At 51.9% G+C, this 17,691-nt stretch carries 16 protein-coding genes; 8 read left to right on the top strand and 8 right to left on the bottom strand.

The features are described 5' to 3' along the window. Positions 1-244 precede the first annotated feature (244 nt). Both ompR and envZ read left to right on the top strand, forming a co-directional pair. Positions 245-964, top strand: coding sequence for an osmolarity response regulator transcription factor OmpR (gene ompR, locus J1781_RS20645; RefSeq protein WP_009635740.1), 720 nt, complete (start codon positions 245-247; stop codon positions 962-964). Beyond that, positions 961-2,322, top strand: a complete 1,362-nt coding sequence (gene envZ / locus J1781_RS20640) for a two-component system sensor histidine kinase EnvZ (RefSeq protein ID WP_129991455.1) — start codon at positions 961-963, stop codon at positions 2,320-2,322. Before ompR ends, envZ begins: the two co-directional genes overlap by 4 nt. A gap of 261 nt (positions 2,323-2,583) precedes the next feature. On the opposite strand, the gene J1781_RS20635 is transcribed toward envZ, so the two are convergent. The 7 genes from J1781_RS20635 to J1781_RS20605 all read right to left on the bottom strand — a co-directional run bounded on the left by J1781_RS20635 (position 2,584) and on the right by J1781_RS20605 (position 9,547). Next, positions 2,584-3,063 (bottom strand): PIN domain-containing protein, encoded by a 480-nt coding sequence (locus tag J1781_RS20635; protein ID WP_217138459.1) that lies wholly within the window; start codon positions 3,061-3,063, stop codon positions 2,584-2,586. Continuing rightward, positions 3,060-3,272: a FitA-like ribbon-helix-helix domain-containing protein gene (locus J1781_RS20630; RefSeq protein WP_129953798.1), complete on the bottom strand. Its 213-nt coding sequence runs from the start codon at positions 3,270-3,272 to the stop codon at positions 3,060-3,062. The genes J1781_RS20635 and J1781_RS20630 overlap by 4 nt, the downstream gene beginning before the upstream one ends. 101 nt (positions 3,273-3,373) lie before the next feature. Then, positions 3,374-4,996 (bottom strand): phosphoenolpyruvate carboxykinase (ATP), encoded by a 1,623-nt coding sequence (pckA, locus tag J1781_RS20625; protein WP_217138458.1) that lies wholly within the window; start codon positions 4,994-4,996, stop codon positions 3,374-3,376. A 227-nt stretch (positions 4,997-5,223) separates the two neighbouring features. Further along, positions 5,224-6,108, bottom strand: a complete 885-nt coding sequence (gene hslO, locus J1781_RS20620; RefSeq protein ID WP_217234131.1) for an Hsp33 family molecular chaperone HslO — start codon at positions 6,106-6,108, stop codon at positions 5,224-5,226. A 58-nt stretch (positions 6,109-6,166) separates the two neighbouring features. Next, entirely contained in the window at positions 6,167-6,571 is a 405-nt protein-coding gene (gene hslR / locus J1781_RS20615) for a ribosome-associated heat shock protein Hsp15 (RefSeq protein WP_129953795.1), read from the bottom strand. 24 nt (positions 6,572-6,595) lie between these two features. After that, positions 6,596-7,285 (bottom strand): GMP/IMP nucleotidase, encoded by a 690-nt coding sequence (gene yrfG, locus J1781_RS20610; protein ID WP_217138456.1) that lies wholly within the window; start codon positions 7,283-7,285, stop codon positions 6,596-6,598. 114 nt (positions 7,286-7,399) lie between these two features. Then, positions 7,400-9,547, bottom strand: a complete 2,148-nt coding sequence (locus J1781_RS20605; RefSeq protein ID WP_217138455.1) for an intracellular growth attenuator family protein — start codon at positions 9,545-9,547, stop codon at positions 7,400-7,402. Positions 9,548-9,989: 442 nt separating this feature from the next. Between J1781_RS20605 and nudE the strand changes: the two genes are divergently transcribed. Beyond that, positions 9,990-10,547 carry an ADP compounds hydrolase NudE gene (gene nudE, locus J1781_RS20600; RefSeq protein ID WP_129953793.1) on the top strand — a complete coding sequence of 186 codons (558 nt, stop codon included), beginning with the start codon at positions 9,990-9,992 and terminating at the stop codon, positions 10,545-10,547. A 73-nt stretch (positions 10,548-10,620) separates the two neighbouring features. On the opposite strand, the gene mrcA is transcribed toward nudE, so the two are convergent. After that, positions 10,621-13,176 carry a peptidoglycan glycosyltransferase/peptidoglycan DD-transpeptidase MrcA gene (gene mrcA, locus J1781_RS20595; protein WP_217138454.1) on the bottom strand — a complete coding sequence of 852 codons (2,556 nt, stop codon included), beginning with the start codon at positions 13,174-13,176 and terminating at the stop codon, positions 10,621-10,623. 121 nt (positions 13,177-13,297) lie between these two features. Between mrcA and pilM the strand changes: the two genes are divergently transcribed. From pilM to aroK, 5 genes are all read left to right on the top strand, one after another. Then, entirely contained in the window at positions 13,298-14,137 is an 840-nt protein-coding gene (pilM, locus tag J1781_RS20590) for a pilus assembly protein PilM (RefSeq protein WP_129953791.1), read from the top strand. After that, on the top strand, positions 14,137-14,700 hold the full coding sequence (locus tag J1781_RS20585) for a PilN domain-containing protein (protein ID WP_217234130.1): 564 nt from the start codon (positions 14,137-14,139) through the stop codon (positions 14,698-14,700). The genes pilM and J1781_RS20585 overlap by 1 nt, the downstream gene beginning before the upstream one ends. Then, on the top strand, positions 14,697-15,557 hold the full coding sequence (locus tag J1781_RS20580) for a DNA utilization family protein (RefSeq protein WP_217234129.1): 861 nt from the start codon (positions 14,697-14,699) through the stop codon (positions 15,555-15,557). Before J1781_RS20585 ends, J1781_RS20580 begins: the two co-directional genes overlap by 4 nt. Beyond that, a complete protein-coding gene (hofQ, locus tag J1781_RS20575) occupies positions 15,557-16,819 on the top strand; it encodes a DNA uptake porin HofQ (protein ID WP_217220635.1) in 1,263 nt (420 codons plus the stop codon). Before J1781_RS20580 ends, hofQ begins: the two co-directional genes overlap by 1 nt. Before the next feature lie 348 nt (positions 16,820-17,167). Continuing rightward, entirely contained in the window at positions 17,168-17,689 is a 522-nt protein-coding gene (gene aroK, locus J1781_RS20570) for a shikimate kinase AroK (RefSeq protein WP_014333540.1), read from the top strand. The last annotated feature ends 2 nt before the right edge of the window (positions 17,690-17,691 follow it).

The raw sequence follows: 17,691 nt of genomic DNA, 5'->3' as shown, positions 1-17,691 counted from the left end.
CTTTTTGCCATAAATGGTCAGGTAGTGAACAACCCAGCGCAGGAGCGGTAACGGGGATGAGGGGGACAAACGGTAACAAACCATCCTTCGCGTGCGGAAGATTCCTCTGATATTGTTGATAAATTAGGAAATCCATAATCATTGTTACAATTTCGACTAGAATATATACCATTAAACGCTGTCTGTTTTAGCTGACTTTTCTAACAATACAAGCTTCAGGCATTCACGCCTTTGGGAGATTTAAATGCAAGAAAATCACAAGATTCTGGTGGTCGATGACGATATGCGTCTGCGCGCACTTCTTGAGCGTTATCTGACTGAACAGGGCTTCCAGGTGCGTAGCGTTGCCAATGCTGAACAAATGGACCGTTTACTGACCCGTGAATCATTCCACCTGATGGTTCTGGATCTGATGCTGCCCGGTGAAGATGGTTTGTCGATCTGCCGTCGCCTGCGTAGCCAGAGCAACCCGATGCCGATCATTATGGTTACGGCAAAAGGTGAAGAAGTAGACCGTATCGTGGGGCTGGAAATTGGTGCCGACGACTATATTCCTAAGCCATTTAACCCGCGTGAATTGCTGGCCCGTATCCGTGCTGTCCTGCGCCGTCAGGCCAATGAACTGCCAGGCGCACCTTCTCAGGAAGAAGCGGTCATCTCATTTGGTAAATTCAAACTGAACCTCGGTACCCGCGAAATGTTCCGCGAAGATGAACCTATGCCGCTGACCAGTGGCGAGTTTGCCGTGTTGAAAGCGCTGGTAAGCCATCCGCGTGAGCCGCTGTCCCGTGACAAGCTGATGAATCTGGCGCGTGGCCGTGAATACAGTGCGATGGAACGTTCTATCGATGTGCAGATTTCCCGTCTGCGCCGCATGGTAGAAGAAGATCCGGCGCATCCGCGCTATATCCAGACAGTCTGGGGCCTGGGCTATGTATTTGTACCGGACGGCAGTAAGGCATGAAGCGAATACGCTTTTCACCGCGTAGCTCGTTTGCCCGAACCCTGTTATTAATCGTCACCTTGCTGTTCGTCAGCCTGGTGACGACCTATCTGGTGGTGCTGAATTTCGCCATTCTGCCCAGCCTTCAACAGTTCAATAAGGTACTGGCATACGAAGTGCGTATGCTGATGACCGACCGGTTGCAGCTGGAGGATGGGACGTTGCTGGCTGTGCCACCGGCATTTCGTCGCGAAATCTACCGCGAACTGGGCATTTCTCTTTATACCAACTCTGCGGCAGAGGAGAGTGGTTTGCGCTGGGCGCAGCATTACGAATTCCTCAGTCAGCAGATGGCACAGCAGCTCGGTGGCCCTACCGACGTGCGCGTCGAGGTCAATAAAAATACCCCGGTGGTGTGGTTGAAAACCTGGTTGTCGCCTGACATCTGGGTGCGTGTCCCGCTAACCGAAATCCATCAGGGCGATTTCTCTCCGTTATTCCGCTATACGCTGGCGATTATGTTGTTGGCGATTGGTGGTGCCTGGCTGTTTATCCGTATTCAGAACCGACCCCTGGTCGAGCTGGAACATGCGGCGTTGCAGGTCGGTAAAGGTATTATTCCGCCACCACTGCGTGAATACGGTGCGTCTGAGGTGCGTTCTGTTACGCGAGCCTTCAATCAGATGGCAGCCGGTGTCAAATTGCTGGCTGATGACCGTACTTTACTGATGGCGGGTGTCAGCCACGATTTGCGTACCCCGCTGACGCGTATTCGTCTGGCGACAGAAATGATGGGTGATGATGATAGCTATCTCGCTGAGTCGATCAATAAAGACATAGAAGAGTGCAATGCCATCATCGAGCAGTTCATCGATTATTTGCGCACCGGCCAGGAGATGCCGACAGAAATCACCGATCTCAACAGTATTTTGGGTGAAGTGATCGCGACGGAAAGCGGATATGAGCGTGAAATAGATTCTGATCTGGCCGACGGTGAATTGCTGGTTAATGTGCATCCGCTGTCGATCAAACGTGCGGTGGTCAATATGGTGGTCAACGCCGCCCGATATGGCGACGGCTGGATTAAAGTCAGCAGTGGCCGCGAACTGCAGCGGGCCTGGTTCCAGGTGGAGGACGATGGTCCGGGTATTGAACCTGACCAGCTTAAGCATTTGTTCCAGCCCTTCGTGCGTGGTGAAAGTGCGCGAACCACCAGCGGAACCGGACTCGGTCTGGCGATTGTTCAGCGCATTATTGATGCCCATTCGGGCACGCTGGATATCGGGAAAAGTGACCGGGGAGGATTGCGGATTCGCGCATATTTGCCGTTGCCGGTGGAGATGCTGAAAGCGGTGGCGGTTCAGCAGAAACCGGTTTGATTAAGGGGGGCCTTAATAGTCCCTTTTATTCAGGCAGGTGAAAGTTTCGGTTTCTTAATTCGGGATTGCAGCCTCAAGTCTGCAACCTGTCATTCAGCACGTTTCTGAACCGCCCGCACGATCTTAAATTCAAAGGCAGTTGTGCTCCTCCCCCTGCGATGGGGGAGGCAGGAAGGGCGTTTTACGGTTGTCGCTGCAGCACCGGAAGCAAAGTCAGCGGGCGAAGCGCGCAGTGAAAGGCCAGTGCCGGCAATCCACCCCTCAACTCTTCCTGCTCATCACATAATATTCTGCCGCTTCTTCCCGCCATCTCGGCGTCTCCGCTGTATCCCACGGATTAACTAACACCACGCCCGTATGGGCAAACACTTCCGTGTGATCCGTGGCCAGCCTCGCCTGATGGTGCAGGCAAATCGCCGCAAGCTGCATATCACGCTCCGACATCACGATATTGGCCGCCTTTGATAATGACAGCACCTCCGGGTAATACAGTGCGCTGGCAGCATCAAATGACAGCAGACGCCCGGCGAAATCCTGGTTTAACATCTCCAGTAAGGCATCGGAAAGTGCGGCTTTCGGCTGGTTCTCCGGCAGATTATCCGCCCAGGTGAAAAGCGCCGCGACGTTCAGGCTGGTCAGGTACAGTTGTGTTGCGTCCTGCGCATCCAGCCATTGCAGCACGTTCTTTTGCGGTCCGGGGCTAATCATCTCAAGGATGACGGCGGTATTGAGAATAATCATTTCGGTGGTCGTTCCAGGTGTTCCACGCTCAGGGAAGAGAAACGTTGTCGAAGCTGACTGCCAAGACCAAAACCAGGCACCGCAGTGGTCAGCGCCTGTTTCAGTATTAAACGTGCTTCTTCTTCCATCGAATGGCCTTTTCTGGCTGCAGCGATGCGCAGTAATTCCTTCACTTCATCATCCAGGTTACGAACGGTAATTGTCGCCATAACAGGCTCCTCTGTCAGCAATACTGTTATTCTGAAATGCGGCGGTGCCGGTTGCAATAAAAAAGGCGCGGGAGCCCGCGCCTGTTAAAAGTGTCTGAAACTTAACGTTTCGGCCCTGCACTGACCAGCGCAGCTCCGGCCGGAGTATCGGTGTATTTATCGAAATTATTAATAAACAACTGTGCCAGGTGCTCGGCTTTCTCCTGCCATTGCTCACGACTGGCGTAAGTATTGCGCGGATCCAGAATGTGCGTGTCAACGCCTGGCAGAACCACCGGCACTGCCAGATTAAACAGCGGCAACGTGAAGGTTTCCGCTTCATCAAGGGTATCGTTGAGGATCGCATCGATAATAGCGCGGGTATTTTTCAGCGAAATACGTTTGCCGGTGCCGTTCCAGCCGGTATTAACCAGATAAGCCTGAGCCCCTGCGGCTTCCATACGCTTCACCAGTACTTCAGAGTATTGCGTCGGGTGCAACATCAGAAATGCTGCACCGAAGCAGGCAGAAAAGGTGGGGGTAGGCTCATTCACACCACGCTCGGTACCGGCCAGTTTGGCGGTGAAACCTGACAGAAAGTGGTATTGCGTTTGCGCAGGTGTCAGACGCGAAACCGGCGGTAGTACGCCAAAAGCATCGGCCGTCAGAAAAATCACTTTGCGGGCATGGCCGGCTTTCGATACCGGTTTTACGATATTCTGAATATGATAAATCGGATAAGAGACGCGGGTATTTTCGGTTTTGCTGCTGTCGTTGAAATCGATTTTTCCGTCTTCGCTGACCATCACGTTTTCCAGCAAGGCATCGCGTTTTATCGCACCGAAAATTTCCGGCTCGGCTTCCTGGCTGAGTCTGATGGTTTTGGCATAACAGCCACCTTCAAAGTTAAACACGCCGTCATCGTCCCAGCCGTGTTCATCATCGCCGATAAGCTTACGCTTGGGATCGGTGGATAAGGTGGTTTTACCTGTCCCGGAGAGGCCAAAGAATACCGCTACATCACCTTTTTCGCCCACGTTTGCCGAGCAATGCATTGACGCGATACCCTGCAACGGCAGCAGATAGTTCATGACCGCGAACATGCCTTTCTTCATTTCGCCGCCGTACCACGAGCCGCCGATCAGCTGGATGCGCTCGGTCAGGTTGAAGGCGATGAAGTTTTCAGAATTCAGGCCCTGTGTCTGCCAGTCCGGATTGGTGCATTTGGCGCCGTTCATCACGATGAAATCAGGTTCGAAATTTTCCAGTTCACCTGCTTCCGGGCGGATAAACATGTTCTTGACGAAATGCGCCTGCCAGGCGACTTCCGTGATAAAGCGTACTTTCAGGCGGGAGTCAGCATTAGCACCGCAGAATGCATCGACAATAAACAAACGTTTCCCGGATAACTGTTTGCCGACCAGCGTCTTCAATGAGGTCCAGATTTCCTGCGACAGCGGTTTGTTGTCATTTTTTCCTTTGCCCTGATCAGCCCACCAGAGCGTATCGCGGGTGGTGTCATCACGGACGATGTATTTATCTTTCGGCGAGCGGCCGGTGAAAATGCCGGTATCGACATTCACGGCGCCAAGCTCTGTCACCTGCCCGCGTTCATAACCTTCCAGGTCCGGGGCTGTCTCTTCTGCAAAAAGAGTTTCGTAATCAGGGTTATAGACAATTTCGCTATTCTGGTGGATCCCATACTGGGAGAGTGTTTCGGCGGTGATACCGATAGTGGTTGGCATTTCCCTGCTCCTTGCTGAACTTGGATCCCGTCAATAGGGATAAATCAGTTGTTATTGTAGGTATATATCGCTTTTGTGCCGCGACAGGTCTCAAAGAATAACGGCAGATGTGAATGTTTTTCCAGAATTGTGATGAAAAACCCGAAAGGTGTGCAAGCGAGGTTATGAAAAAGCAATAAAAAAGGGACCTTTCAGTGAAAAGTCCCTCAGGCTGAGCGTATCAACGATCAATGAATGTGATCATCTCCGGAATGGACATCACCGCTGGCTTTCAGCGTCGCCATATCCATCCCATCAAATTCATAGTCTGCGCCACAATAATCGCAGTGCATCTCGATTTTGCCATCAGTTTCCAGCATTTCGTGAATATCTTCATCCGGCAGCGTCAGCAGCGCGGCGGCACAACGCTCGCGGGAGCAGGTGCAACGGAAACACACATCCTGTGGCTCATACAGCGTGACCTCTTCCTGATGATACAGACGATAAAGCACTTCATTTGCCGGCAGAGTCAGCAGTTCTTCCGCTTTGATGGTGGTGGTCAGTTGTGCCAGATGGCTGAACTCTTCCGGGTCTGTATCTTGCGCTGGCAGAACCTGTAACAACATGGCACCTGCAGCAGGCTGGCCTTCCACTTCACCGGTACGGATGAAGATGCGGGTGGGTAGCTGTTCAGACTGCATGAAATAGTTTTCCAGACATTCTGCCAGGTTTTCGCCTTCCAGCCCCACGACGCCCTGATAGCGTTCGCCAACGGTCGGAGAAATAGTGATCACCATGTAGCCGTTGCCAATCATCTCTTTCAGTGTGCTGCCTTCGATGATGTCACCCTGCAGACGTGCCACACCGCGCAATTCCTGCTTGTTGTTACCGTTGATCACGGCCAGTTTCAGCGGGCCATCGCCCTGCAACTGCACGGTAATATCGCCGTCAAATTTCAGGGTGGCAGTCAGCAGGCTGGTCGCCACCAACATTTCACCCAGCAGAGTACGCACTTCGGCCGGATACTCGTGACCGGCAATAACCTGCTGGAAGGTTTCTTTGAGTGAGACCAGTTCACCGCGAACGGCGTGATGACTGAACAGGTAGCGATGCAGTTGGTCGTGATTAGACATAGTTTTCTCTCTGTTTAGCGAACGTAAATCCTTCCTCTTTCATCGAAAGATTGAAGATTTATTCAGTATCGCCATATTTAAATTTGATCAGGTTGCGGCGTTCCTTTTTGTCCGGACGTCTGTCCGGGTGCGGCATCGCATTCATTTTGCGCGCCTCGGAAATTTTTTCCCGGCTGGCAATGCTCGCACCGGTTTCCTGATACAGTTTCTGTGCTTCTTCCGCACTGCGGCGCTGAGTGGTGAGCCCCAAAACGATGATCGTTTTTGTATCATTTCCCTGGCGCAAGGTAATTTCGGCATTCAGTTCCATCAGCTTGCTGGGTTTCCCCCGCTGACCGTTGTAATGCACTTTGCCGCCATCAATCATCTCGCGTGCCAGCGCACGGGTCTTATAAAAACGAGCCGCCCACAACCATTTATCGAGGCGCACTGCATTATCGTCGTCTTGCGTTTTACCTTTCATAACCCTCCCCTGAGCATACCGGTATTACTTCGCCGGGCCTGTTACAGGGTGAATTGCAGGCAACAGGCTGCGGTAGTCATTGATGGAAGGATGTCCTTCAAATGACTTATTTGCCATGGTCGAATCTGGGTTTTCTATACCCAGACAATAGCGGATGCCGAAGGTTTTTGCCGCATTGAGGATAGGTTCACCGTCATCGACAAATAGGGTTCTGTCGGGATTAAAGCCCGTTTGCTGCTGAACGGCAGACCACAACCGCTGATCTTCCTTCGGATAACCAAATGTGTGGGTGGAAAGGAGTAAATCAAGGTGCTGATCTAATCCGGTATGTTCAATTTTAACGGAAAGGCTGTGCGGATGCGCATTAGTGAGCAGAATTGTTTGCCGTCCGCTTTCACGCAGGTGAGCTAAAAAAGGCAGGGTATCGTCGCGAAGCCGCGCATTTTTGCCGATGTTTGTCGTCATCTGGTAGATATCCAGGCTTAGCTTTTCGCTCCAGTAATCGAAGCAATACCAGTTCATGGTGTGCTGAACGGCAAGGTATTCGGTATGAATTAACTGGCGTGCGTTTTCAAGCGGGATCGCACGCTGCTGGCTGAGGGCCAGCGGGACATCCTGCAACCAGAACTGGCTGTCAAAAGCCAGATCCAACAATGTACCGTCCATATCCAGTAAAACGGTATCGATGCATTGCCAGTCAAAATCAGGGGACATGAAAACTCCATGTTCTTGCGGCTGTGAGAAGCCGCAGGGACAAATATATGAAAGCAGGGAAGGGCGTCAGGGTAGCATAATCTGACCGGGGGACGCAGGGACGCCCGGTGCTTTTCAACCCAGTTTTTGCGCGGGTATGGGCATCAGCGTGGGATGAAAGCAGGCATTATAGTATTGCTGAATATCGTCTATCCGGCGCTTATCTTTGATGAAGCGGCGGATAAACAGTACGCTATTAACCACCAGAACACCGATCAACAATAACAGTAATAAGCTGGTGCCCAGATAACGCCAGAGCGTTGAGATATCCGGCTCGCTGTGCAGCGAAATGTGACGGGTTCCGTTAGCATCGATACTGATACTGGTGATCACGCCCTGCGCACTGAAAGGGGTATGCAGCAAGAGTGTTGATAACTGTTGCAACTGCTTCCACTGTTCCTGCGGCGGGTTAGCGAATACACCCACCGGAGGAGCTGGCATCTCAATCAGCTGACGTCCTTCATCATTGCTTATCAGGAACCCACCCGGTGGCGGACTGTTAAGCCTGTCAGCAGCACGACGGGTCTCCTGAACAAAGAAAGAAGATGTTGCGTTATTCACCAGTTCGCTCAGCGATTGCGCACTGACCGGACGCAGCAGAACGTTAATCCCCTGCAATGTGCCCGCCTGTGCCCGCTTCACCAGTGAGTTCCAGTTGCTCGAATTGCCCAGATTCACCAGCGCGTTTTTCAGCCGAACACAATCATTGCTGTTTCCGCACAGCGTTTCGGTTTTCAGCACGATATCTGCGAAATCATCAAGCAGGATCATCCCGGATTTTTCGATGGCGGTGGCCAGCTGCGGATTAATGTTTTGCTCAGGCGTCTGGTTCTGACCGGGATGCAGCTGGTTGTTCACCGTTGTTTGCAGCGCCGTAGCGGCATCAATAATTTCTGACTGCGGAACCGGAAGAGGCGTCGCGGTATTCCAGTAAATCGCTGAACAATCAAAAGGCATAAAACCCGTGGCGGAACGGCTGCCCGACGGTGGCACATAACACATCCCGGAACCCTGAACTTTCAAGGTATCGCCGACGCGCAGAGCCGCCTTTTCGAGTTCCTGTACGCTGTTAACCTGCGAACTTTGTGCTCCCTGCAACCAGGCAACGCTGAGTTTGAGCGGCAGGCCAAGCGGCACATAAACCAGTAACGCCAGCAGCAGGAGGAAGGCGCTGGTGGCGAGCACCAGATTTCTTCCCCACTGCTGGAGGGGAAATTTTTTCACTTCCTCGTGGAGTGTCAGATAACTCCCCTGACGCACGACGTGGCTGTTCATATAGACTTCTACATCCGTAGGCTGTCCGAGATCACGGCCAATATAGGGCTGCCAGTGAGGCGGATAAATCAGGTCTACCACACCGAGTGAAATATTACTGATATCCCCTTGTTTGGATTCACCAAACAAACCCCAGCGTTTAGGTAAGCCACGCAGGCAATGGATTTCCTTGCGATTTTTACCTAAACGTTCGGACACTAAGCGCCAGATAACCCAGACAGCTAACCCTGCCGAAAGCGTCAGCAACCAGGGTAGAAAGATCACCGGACTTTGCAGCGTGATAAAAAGCAGCAGCAGAATGGCGGAAACGGCCACCGCTTCTTTTACGCCGTTCGACCGGGTCAGCGCATGCTCTTCACGCGTTTCGCGGCGCACTTTGACCAGTTCTATATGCTCGCTTTCTTCGTGCCGGATAGACGCATTTTGCGGCTGCGAAGGTATCACCGCTGAAACCGGCGCGGGGCCTTCGTAAACGTGGTCGGTCAGGGTATGGCCGTTGAGTGAAATGACCAGCGGCAGGCTCTGCGTTTTGATCAGCTCGACCTGATTTTCCTGAGCAATGTATTGCTCCCAGAATGGCGGCAGGTGAATTTCAGTAGAATCGAGGAAGTAACGCCATTTGTTAGGATCTTCACTCGCTACACCATAGCGGGTGATTGCGCGGGTCAGGCTATAAACATTTTCGCTTTTAGTGGTCAGCGTCAGTTTATCGCGCAGGATAATCAGATTATTGCGGTGGGTAATTGGCGTCTGGCCGAGGCCTTCATTTTGCCGCAGATAGCGTTCAACTGCATCGCGTTCTTTCTGAGAGAGTTTGCGCTGACTCGGTGTGGAGAAACGCACGACGGACTCGTCGCGTTGGCGGCGACGCAATACAAGCCAAAAATAAGACGCTGTAGCAATAATTGCGATACACAACAACACCAGTGTCACGACTACTGTGCTCATCCGATCCCCGTTCAGACGTGGGTGACTTACGTCAACTCTGTGAAAGTATTATACATAAACGAAATGCACATTTTGCGCATGAACGCCTTTTTGATAGGAATTTTATTATTGTTTGCCTGAATCGTGTGCATAAAAATACCATGCTAGAGAATACCTGCATTTGGGAATCGGCGGGTATCGGTATAATCCTATTTTGAAGTGAGAGTGTTTTTGTTAAAGCAAAAATGTGACAGCCATGAGGTAACGTGTTTTTTTTGCGCGAATAACGGTGATTTTTTAATGATATTTTGTCCGAAAAATACACGGGACAAAGACAGTTTTTCAGTAAAGATTGCGATGCTGGCGTTCATTAACGCACAATGACTACCGTTAGTGGCCTTTGAACAGACAAACGAACCCATTAGAACACCTCTGGTCAGGTGAATAATAAGTTGGGGATAAGATGACACAACACCTGCAAAAACCGAAAATTACGAAGGTGGAAACCGTAGCCCGTTCGCGATTATTCACCATCGAATCTGTTGATCTGACATTCAGCAACGGCGTCGAACGCGTGTATGAACGCATGCGTCCTTCCGATCGTGAAGCAGTGATGATTGTGCCGATCATTGATGATGAACTGCTGTTAATTCAGGAATATGCTGTAGGCATTGAAAGCTACGAGCTGGGTTTCCCCAAAGGACTGATCGACCCGGGTGAAAGCGTACTTGAGGCGGCGAACCGTGAACTGATGGAAGAAGTGGGGCATGGCGCGCGGCACTTTGATGTGCTGGCAAAACTGACCATGGCGCCTTCTTACTTCTCAAGCCGCATGAATATCGTCATTGCCAAAGATTTGTATATGAAAAGTCTGGAAGGTGATGAACCGGAACCTTTGCCACAAACTCGCTGGCCAGTGTCACGTATGATGGAATTGCTGCAGCATCCGGATTTTTGCGAAGCCCGCAACGTGAGTGCATTATTCCTGGCGCATGATTTTTTGATGCGTAACGCCCGCTGATCCCGCGGTAAACACTATTAAAAAAGCCGGTCATGCATTTCGCAGACCGGCTTTTTGCTTTACAGCTCAGGCATCAGAACAGTTCGTGTTCCTGACCGTTATCCATGATGGTTGTCCCGACTTCATGCACAGCATGTTCTGTCGGCTGCGTCCCGTCGATAAAGTATTCAGGGCGACTGTTGCCACCGCCGTCAGAAAGCTTACCGGTACTCTTATCGATAGTCACCGTCACAATACCAGGAGGCGGGGTCTGCGGCTGTTCCGGCACGCCCTCCAGCACGGCTTTCATGTAATCATCCCAGGCCGGCTGAGCACTTTTCGCGCCGCCCTCGGCACCGGAGATTTGATCCGTAATAACACCGGAAGCCGTTGAGCGACCCAAATCACGACGGTGATCGTCAAAGCCAATCCAGACTGAGGTCACCACGTCAGGGCCATATCCGGAGAACCAGGCATCTTTCGAGCTGTTGGTTGTACCGGTTTTGCCACCAATATCGTGACGTTTCAGGTCACGTCCTGCGCGCCAGCCTGTTCCCATCCAGCCGGGCTCGCCGAAGATGTTGGAGTTCAACGCATCACTGATCAGGAATGACAGCGGTGTGCTGATCACATGTGGCGCGTATTGCTGTGCGGCATCAACCTGCGGCGAGTTCGGTGGAACCTGCTCAAGCTGTGGCGTTGGCACACTGGTATTATTATTGGTGGTGGATGTGGCAACGTTTTCTACATTGTCATCCGACAGTACGGCAGATTTCTGCGTATCACCATAAATAACGGGAATATTACAGGTACGACAGGCGATTTTAGGCTTGGCTTCAAACTGCACCTGACCGGATTCATCCACAATTTTGGTGATGAAATACGGGTCAACCAGATAACCGCCGTTGGTCAAGGTGGCGTAACCGCGTACAACCTGCAACGGGGTGAATGAAGCAGAACCTAACGCCAGTGATTCGGAATGAACAATGTTCGCAGCCGGGAAGCCAAAACGCTGCAAATATTCAGCTGCGTAATCCACTCCCATCGCACGCATAGCACGTACCATGACCACGTTCTTGGATTCACCCAGCCCCTGACGCAGACGAATCGGACCGTAATACGTTGGCGGTGAGTTCTTCGGACGCCAGTCAGTACCGGCACCGGCATCCCAGCGGGTAATTGGCATGTCATTCAGGATGGTCGCCAGGGTCAGACCTTTGTCCATTGCTGCTGTGTACAGGAAAGGCTTGATGTTAGAACCGAGCTGGCGAACCGCCTGGTTGGCGCGGTTAAACTTGCTCTGGTTGAAGTCAAACCCGCCAACCAGCGCTTCAATGGCACCGTCGTTTGGATTGAGCGAAACAATGGCTGAGTTGACATCAGGCACCTGCGCCAGCCACCAGTCATCACCCACTTTACGTACCCAAACTTGCTGACCCGGACGTACCACGTCAGTGACTTTTTTCGGGGTCGGGCCCTGAGCATTGTCATTACGATAAGGTCGCGCCCAGCGCATGCCGCTGAACGGCAGGCTGATAACCGCGCGGTTCGACATCGTCGCCGTGGCCTGAGCATCATCCGTTGCGGTGATAACGGCCGGGAACAGCGGACCATATACCGGCAGCGTTTTCAGCGACTGGACAATCTTGTTCTGATCCCACGCCGGTTCACCTACTTTCCATAGCTGATTTGACGGACCGCGATAACCGTGGCGCATATCGTAATTAAGCACGTTGGTACGCAGGGCTTCCTGGGCAGCAAGCTGGGTTTTTTTGGTAATGGTGGTGTAAACCATATAGCCATCGTTATAAGCGTTGTCGCCATAACGTTTCACCATTTCCTGACGCACCATTTCGGTCAGATACGGCGCCGAAAACTCGATATGCGGAGCATGATAATTGGCGACCAACGGCTCAGCACGCGCCTGATCATACTGGGCCTGCGTGATGTATTTCTCATCCAGCATACGTGCCAGTACGGTATTGCGACGGGCCAGAGAACGGTCATGCGAATACAGCGGGTTGAAGGTTGACGGTGCTTTGGGCAGCCCGGCAATCACTGCCATTTCACTGAGCGTTAGCTGGCTGACATCTTTACCAAAGTAAACCTGTGCAGCGGCACCGACGCCATAAGCACGATAACCGAGATAAATTTTATTCAGATACAGCTCGAGGATTTCATCTTTGGACATCATCTGCTCAATGCGGATGGCCAGAAATGCTTCCTTAATTTTACGGGTCAGCGTGCGTTCAGGGCTCAGGAAAAAGTTACGAGCCAACTGCTGGGTAATGGTGCTCGCGCCCTGTGAGGCGTGGCCTGACATCATCGCAACGGAAGCCGCACGGAAAATACCGATCGGATCCACACCATGATGTTCATAGAAGCGACTGTCTTCAGTCGCGATAAACGCATGCACCAGTTCCGGTGGGATCTGGTCGAGTTTCAGTGGGATACGGCGCTTTTCACCATACTGGGCAATTAAATCACCCTCGGCACTGAAAACCTGCATCGGTGTTTGCAAGCGCACGTCTTTAAGCGTGGCGACGTCGGGTAACTGAGGCTCGATATATTTATACAAACCGAAGATCGAGGCGGCTCCCAGCAAAATGCAACACACTGCAAGAATCAATAAATACTTTACGAACTTCACCTGAGATTTCCCATTAAGTGTCAATTGGGCAGTTTATAAACAACCGCGCGGTAGTATAAAGGCAAGCCAGCAACATGGATACGTTCTTTTATTTACCTGACGATATGGAGATTGGGCGAAAATGCGACTACAAGCATGGCAGGTAGGTCTGGATATTCAAGCCGGTTTTGCCCGTGCGATCGCCGTTCAGCGGCGGCGTCATGGCTGGCAATTACGTCACTGGTGGCAACATCCTTTGCCTCCTTTCACATTGCGGGAGGGGATATTACATGAGAGCGCGCCGCTGATCGCCATTTTATCGTGCTGGCGAAAAACGCTGCCGACGTCTTTTTCATTACGAATCAGCCTTCCTGCGCAACGTATTATGCAACAACGCATGGCCGCGCCCGATGCCCGTTTGGGTGAGCCGCAGCGCAGTGCGTTTATCTTCGCTAACGCGGCAAAACAGTTTCCTCTGGCTATGGAGCATCTGGTGATGGACTACCGGGCTGACCCGCAGGGCGATAATCAGTTGGTGGTTACGGCGGCAAGGCAGCAGGAAATCGAACAGTGGATGCACTGCATGGCGCAGGCCCGGTTGTTCCCGGACACTATTGAGCTGACTCCCTGCGCCCTTCAGATGGCGGCCTGTGCTGCAGGCGTTCCGGGTGATGCATTGCTGATCCATCCCCTTGATGATCTCTTTCTCTGGGCTTCGCCGCACAGTTTGCCGTTCCAGTTTGGCATGCTGGATTATGCAGAGGCCGGCGCTGAAAACACGGTCTCTCAGAAGATTCGCACACAGTATCGCGCGGCTGCGTTATGCCATGCGGAGGACTATTACAGCGGTGAATCGTCCTCTGCGGTAATGCAATGCTGGTCGCCATTAAGCGCGATCGTGCAATTGTCCGCGCCTTTGCCGGCAAATCCCGGTGCATTCGCGCCTGCCGTCGGGCTGGCTATCCGGCAGGCAGATAACTGATGCTACAGATCAATTTATTACCGTGGCGAAAGTTGCGCCGTCAAAAGCTGATGCGTTTCTGCCTGAAAATTTTTATTTCTGTTCCTGTCTCTGTGGTGGCCGGTGCTTTGCTTCTGGCCACTTTCCTGGTGCAGGAACGGGCGCTGTTACAGGTGAAACTGTCAGCGTTACATTCAGATATTCAAAAGATTACGCTCCGTCAGCGTCGTGTGGAGGCAGCATCGGAACAGGTAAAGGTTCTGGCTGAATCGCGTCTTTTAAGCCACCAGCGTGTGCAACGGAGCCGGGATTATCTGCAATTGCTGGTGTTACTCGCGTCAGAGATGCCCGAAGAACTCTGGCTGACGGAGCTGACGGAGCATCAGGGAATGATGACGTTAAAAGGCGAAGGGCGGATATATCACGACATTGTGGCATTGAGCGAAATGCTGTCAGCAGGAGAGTTGCTCAGTAAAGTCAGTCTTTCTGATGTACAGCAGCAACCCAACAATAACTTGAGTTTCGTGATGAAAACGCAGTTTCGCACTGAAAAAGCCCTGCCTGCGCCGGGAGTAGTGCAATGACCGGTTTACTGGCAGAGCATATTGATCCGCTGATGGAAAAACCCGGCTGGCAGCGGGTGTGCATGCTGACTGCATGTCTGCTCATTCTGGCTTTGACGCTGTATCAGCTTGTATTGCGCGGGTTATGGCAGCAACACGACACACTGAAACGGGAGATTTACACCGCACGGCAGACCCTTTCCCAGGCTCAGAGGGCGTTGATGCTCAGGGTTCCGTTGGAAAGCCTGGAGCAGGAACTGGCCGGCAATGTGACATCGCAACACGAAATCCTGCCGCTTGAGCAAGCGTTTTCCCGGCCGCTGAAAGACGCTCAGGCCGTACTGATTCGCTGGAAGCCAGTTTTGCAACCGAAACAAGAACCACAGGGTGAATTGCAATTGCAGGTGACTTTTGCCGGACTGATGGATTTTCTTTATGCGCTGATGCAACGTCCCGGGCAGCCTGCATTCAGCGAGCTGAATTTACACACCACCGGTGATGCCGGGATGAAAGCCTCAGTGTTACTGACTCAAACCACGTCAGCGGCAGGATTTTTTACCGCTGCCGTCGCGCCGAATGTCGTACGTGATCCGTTTAGTGTGCCACAGACGCCGTCCTGTGCTGATTTTTCTACGGTATCTGAATGGCGCCTTAGCGGGATTTCAGATGCCGGCGGGGAGCGTTATGGCTGGCTGCTTTCACCGCAAGGGCGCTGGAGTAAAGTCGAAACGGGTACGCAATTTGGAGTGCCGCAATGGACGGTTGAAGCACTCAGCAGTTCGCAGGTTGAACTCAGCCTCAGTGATGCGCGTTGCGGTGCACTGCGTCAGATTATCAGGCTGGGTAAAGGCAAGGATTCTCCAGGGAAAGGGAAATAATGAAATACGTGACTAAGCGGATTGTACTGTGTTTGCTGTGTTTATACCTCAGCCCGGTGAAAGCTGATGTACCACCGTTGATTTCGCTGGAGTTTCAGTCCTCTCCGGTCGGTTTGGTATTACAGGCGCTGGCAGATTTCCGGCAACTGAATCTGATCACTGCACCGGGTCTTGAAGGGCAGATGAGTGTGAAACTCAAAGAAGTGCCGTGGCAGCAGGCGCTCGACATTATTCTGCAAATGAACCATCTCACCAGCCAGTTGCAGGGCAACGTTTTAATTGTGTCGCCTGAACAAGATCCGCAGGTTGTACAACAGCGGTTGAAAGAGGCAGCCGACCAGCAGGCGCTCCACAGCCCGCTGATCAGCCTTACCGTTCCTCTGCAATACGCAGATGCGAAAGAGACGGCGCTTAGCCTGAACGCGCAGAAAGGCTCGCTGTTATCTCCAAAAGGTAATGCCTCTGCAGATCCCCGCACCAATACACTCTTATTACGTGACACGCAGGCTGCGCTGGATGTTGTGGCACCCTGGATAAAGGAAATGGATTTACCTCTTCAGCAGGTTCAACTGGCAGCACATATAGTCACAATGAACAGTGAAAGCCTGCGCGAACTGGGTGTGCGCTGGGGGTTTACCGGTGAGGAACCCATTACAAAAGCCGTGCGTATGAATAATTTTAGTATGGGCATGCCGGTCGAAAATCCGATATTTACTGCGGGTTTTAATCTTGCACATATCAGCGGGCGGATCCTTGAGCTTGAACTGACGGCGCTTGAGCAGGAAGACAAGGTCGATATTATCGCCAGCCCGCGGTTGCTGACGGCGCACATGCAGACTGCCAGCATTAAACAGGGTACGGAAATCCCGTATCAGGTTTCCAGCGGGGCGAGTGGCAGCACGTCGATTGAATTCAAAGAAGCGGTGCTGGGAATGGAGGTTACGCCGAAAATTCAGCGTGACGGTCGTATCCAGCTGGCATTGCAGATTAGCCAGAACATGCCGGGCCGGAGCATTAAGCAGTCCGAAGGTGAGGCGCTGGCGATTGATAAGCAGGAAATCAAAACTCAGGTTACGGTAAAAGACGGAGAAACTATCGTGCTTGGCGGGATATTTCAGCGTAAAAACCAAAAAACGGACACAAAAGTACCTGTCCTCGGCGACCTTCCCGGGGTCGGTTCCTTGTTTAAACACCAGTACACCCATGAACAGCGGCGTGAGTTGGTGATTTTCATCACCCCGACCTTAATCCTTACCCGTTAAAAGGGCATTCTGACGCTCTGTAAATTGCACAATAACGTTGAGCGTATGCAACTTTTTGTGTCGCAAGAGGCTTCTGAGTTTGACGCTGCCGTCGATTTAGCTTACAAGGGTTACCGAATTGAGCACCGTGATCTTTTTATTACGACAGACACGCCGATAAAAACGTACGGTTTCCCTCCTGCGGCGTGCAAAGTGATTTATTCGGTTGCCAAACTACCAAGAGTGTTGAGATAATTTTTTTCTGATCTCGCACTATATCGCTCATGAGGTTTCAGTTTAGGTCCCGCCGCTAATTTGATTGGCGGGGCGGGTTATCATCAACGAATTGTCTTAGTAATACCGAAAAACATGGCAGAGAAACGCAATATCTTTCTGGTTGGGCCTATGGGTGCCGGCAAAAGCACTATTGGTCGACAGTTAGCTCAGCAACTCAATATGGAGTTTTTTGACTCCGATCACGAAATTGAGCGACGTACCGGAGCTGATGTGGGCTGGGTATTTGATTTGGAAGGCGAAGACGGATTCCGCGACCGCGAAGAAAAAGTGATCAACGAACTGACCGAAAAACAAGGCATTGTTCTGGCGACTGGTGGCGGTTCCGTGAAATCACGTGAAACCCGTAACCGTTTGTCAGCGCGTGGCGTTGTCGTCTATCTTGAAACTACTATCGAAAAACAACTGGCGCGTACACAACGCGACAAAAAACGTCCATTATTACAAGTGAGTGCTCCGCCACGTGAAGTGCTTGAAGCACTGGCGAGAGAACGCAATCCTTTGTATGAAGAGATTGCCGACGTCACTATTCGTACCGATGATCAAAGTGCCAAAGTCGTTGCCAACCAGATTATCAATATGCTGGAAAGTAACTGATT

Source organism: Rahnella perminowiae (assembly GCF_019049695.1).
Taxonomy (GTDB): domain Bacteria; phylum Pseudomonadota; class Gammaproteobacteria; order Enterobacterales; family Enterobacteriaceae; genus Rahnella; species Rahnella perminowiae.
The sequence above is the reverse complement of the archived record's forward strand: the minus strand, read 5'-3'. Positions and strand labels throughout refer to the sequence as shown.

Bases quoted from the DNA above. Each gene is read 5' to 3' on its own strand.
- ompR (WP_009635740.1), top strand. From the start codon at position 245: ATGCAAGAAAATCACAAGATTCTGGTGGTCGATGACGATATGCGTCTG.
- envZ (WP_129991455.1), top strand. From the start codon at position 961: ATGAAGCGAATACGCTTTTCACCGCGTAGCTCGTTTGCCCGAACCCTG.
- J1781_RS20635 (WP_217138459.1), bottom strand. From the start codon at position 3,063: ATGATTATTCTCAATACCGCCGTCATCCTTGAGATGATTAGCCCCGGA.
- J1781_RS20630 (WP_129953798.1), bottom strand. From the start codon at position 3,272: ATGGCGACAATTACCGTTCGTAACCTGGATGATGAAGTGAAGGAATTA.
- pckA (WP_217138458.1), bottom strand. From the start codon at position 4,996: ATGCCAACCACTATCGGTATCACCGCCGAAACACTCTCCCAGTATGGG.
- hslO (WP_217234131.1), bottom strand. From the start codon at position 6,108: ATGTCTAATCACGACCAACTGCATCGCTACCTGTTCAGTCATCACGCC.
- hslR (WP_129953795.1), bottom strand. From the start codon at position 6,571: ATGAAAGGTAAAACGCAAGACGACGATAATGCAGTGCGCCTCGATAAA.
- yrfG (WP_217138456.1), bottom strand. From the start codon at position 7,285: ATGTCCCCTGATTTTGACTGGCAATGCATCGATACCGTTTTACTGGAT.
- J1781_RS20605 (WP_217138455.1), bottom strand. From the start codon at position 9,547: ATGAGCACAGTAGTCGTGACACTGGTGTTGTTGTGTATCGCAATTATT.
- nudE (WP_129953793.1), top strand. From the start codon at position 9,990: ATGACACAACACCTGCAAAAACCGAAAATTACGAAGGTGGAAACCGTA.
- pilM (WP_129953791.1), top strand. From the start codon at position 13,298: ATGCGACTACAAGCATGGCAGGTAGGTCTGGATATTCAAGCCGGTTTT.
- J1781_RS20585 (WP_217234130.1), top strand. From the start codon at position 14,137: ATGCTACAGATCAATTTATTACCGTGGCGAAAGTTGCGCCGTCAAAAG.
- J1781_RS20580 (WP_217234129.1), top strand. From the start codon at position 14,697: ATGACCGGTTTACTGGCAGAGCATATTGATCCGCTGATGGAAAAACCC.
- hofQ (WP_217220635.1), top strand. From the start codon at position 15,557: ATGAAATACGTGACTAAGCGGATTGTACTGTGTTTGCTGTGTTTATAC.
- aroK (WP_014333540.1), top strand. From the start codon at position 17,168: ATGGCAGAGAAACGCAATATCTTTCTGGTTGGGCCTATGGGTGCCGGC.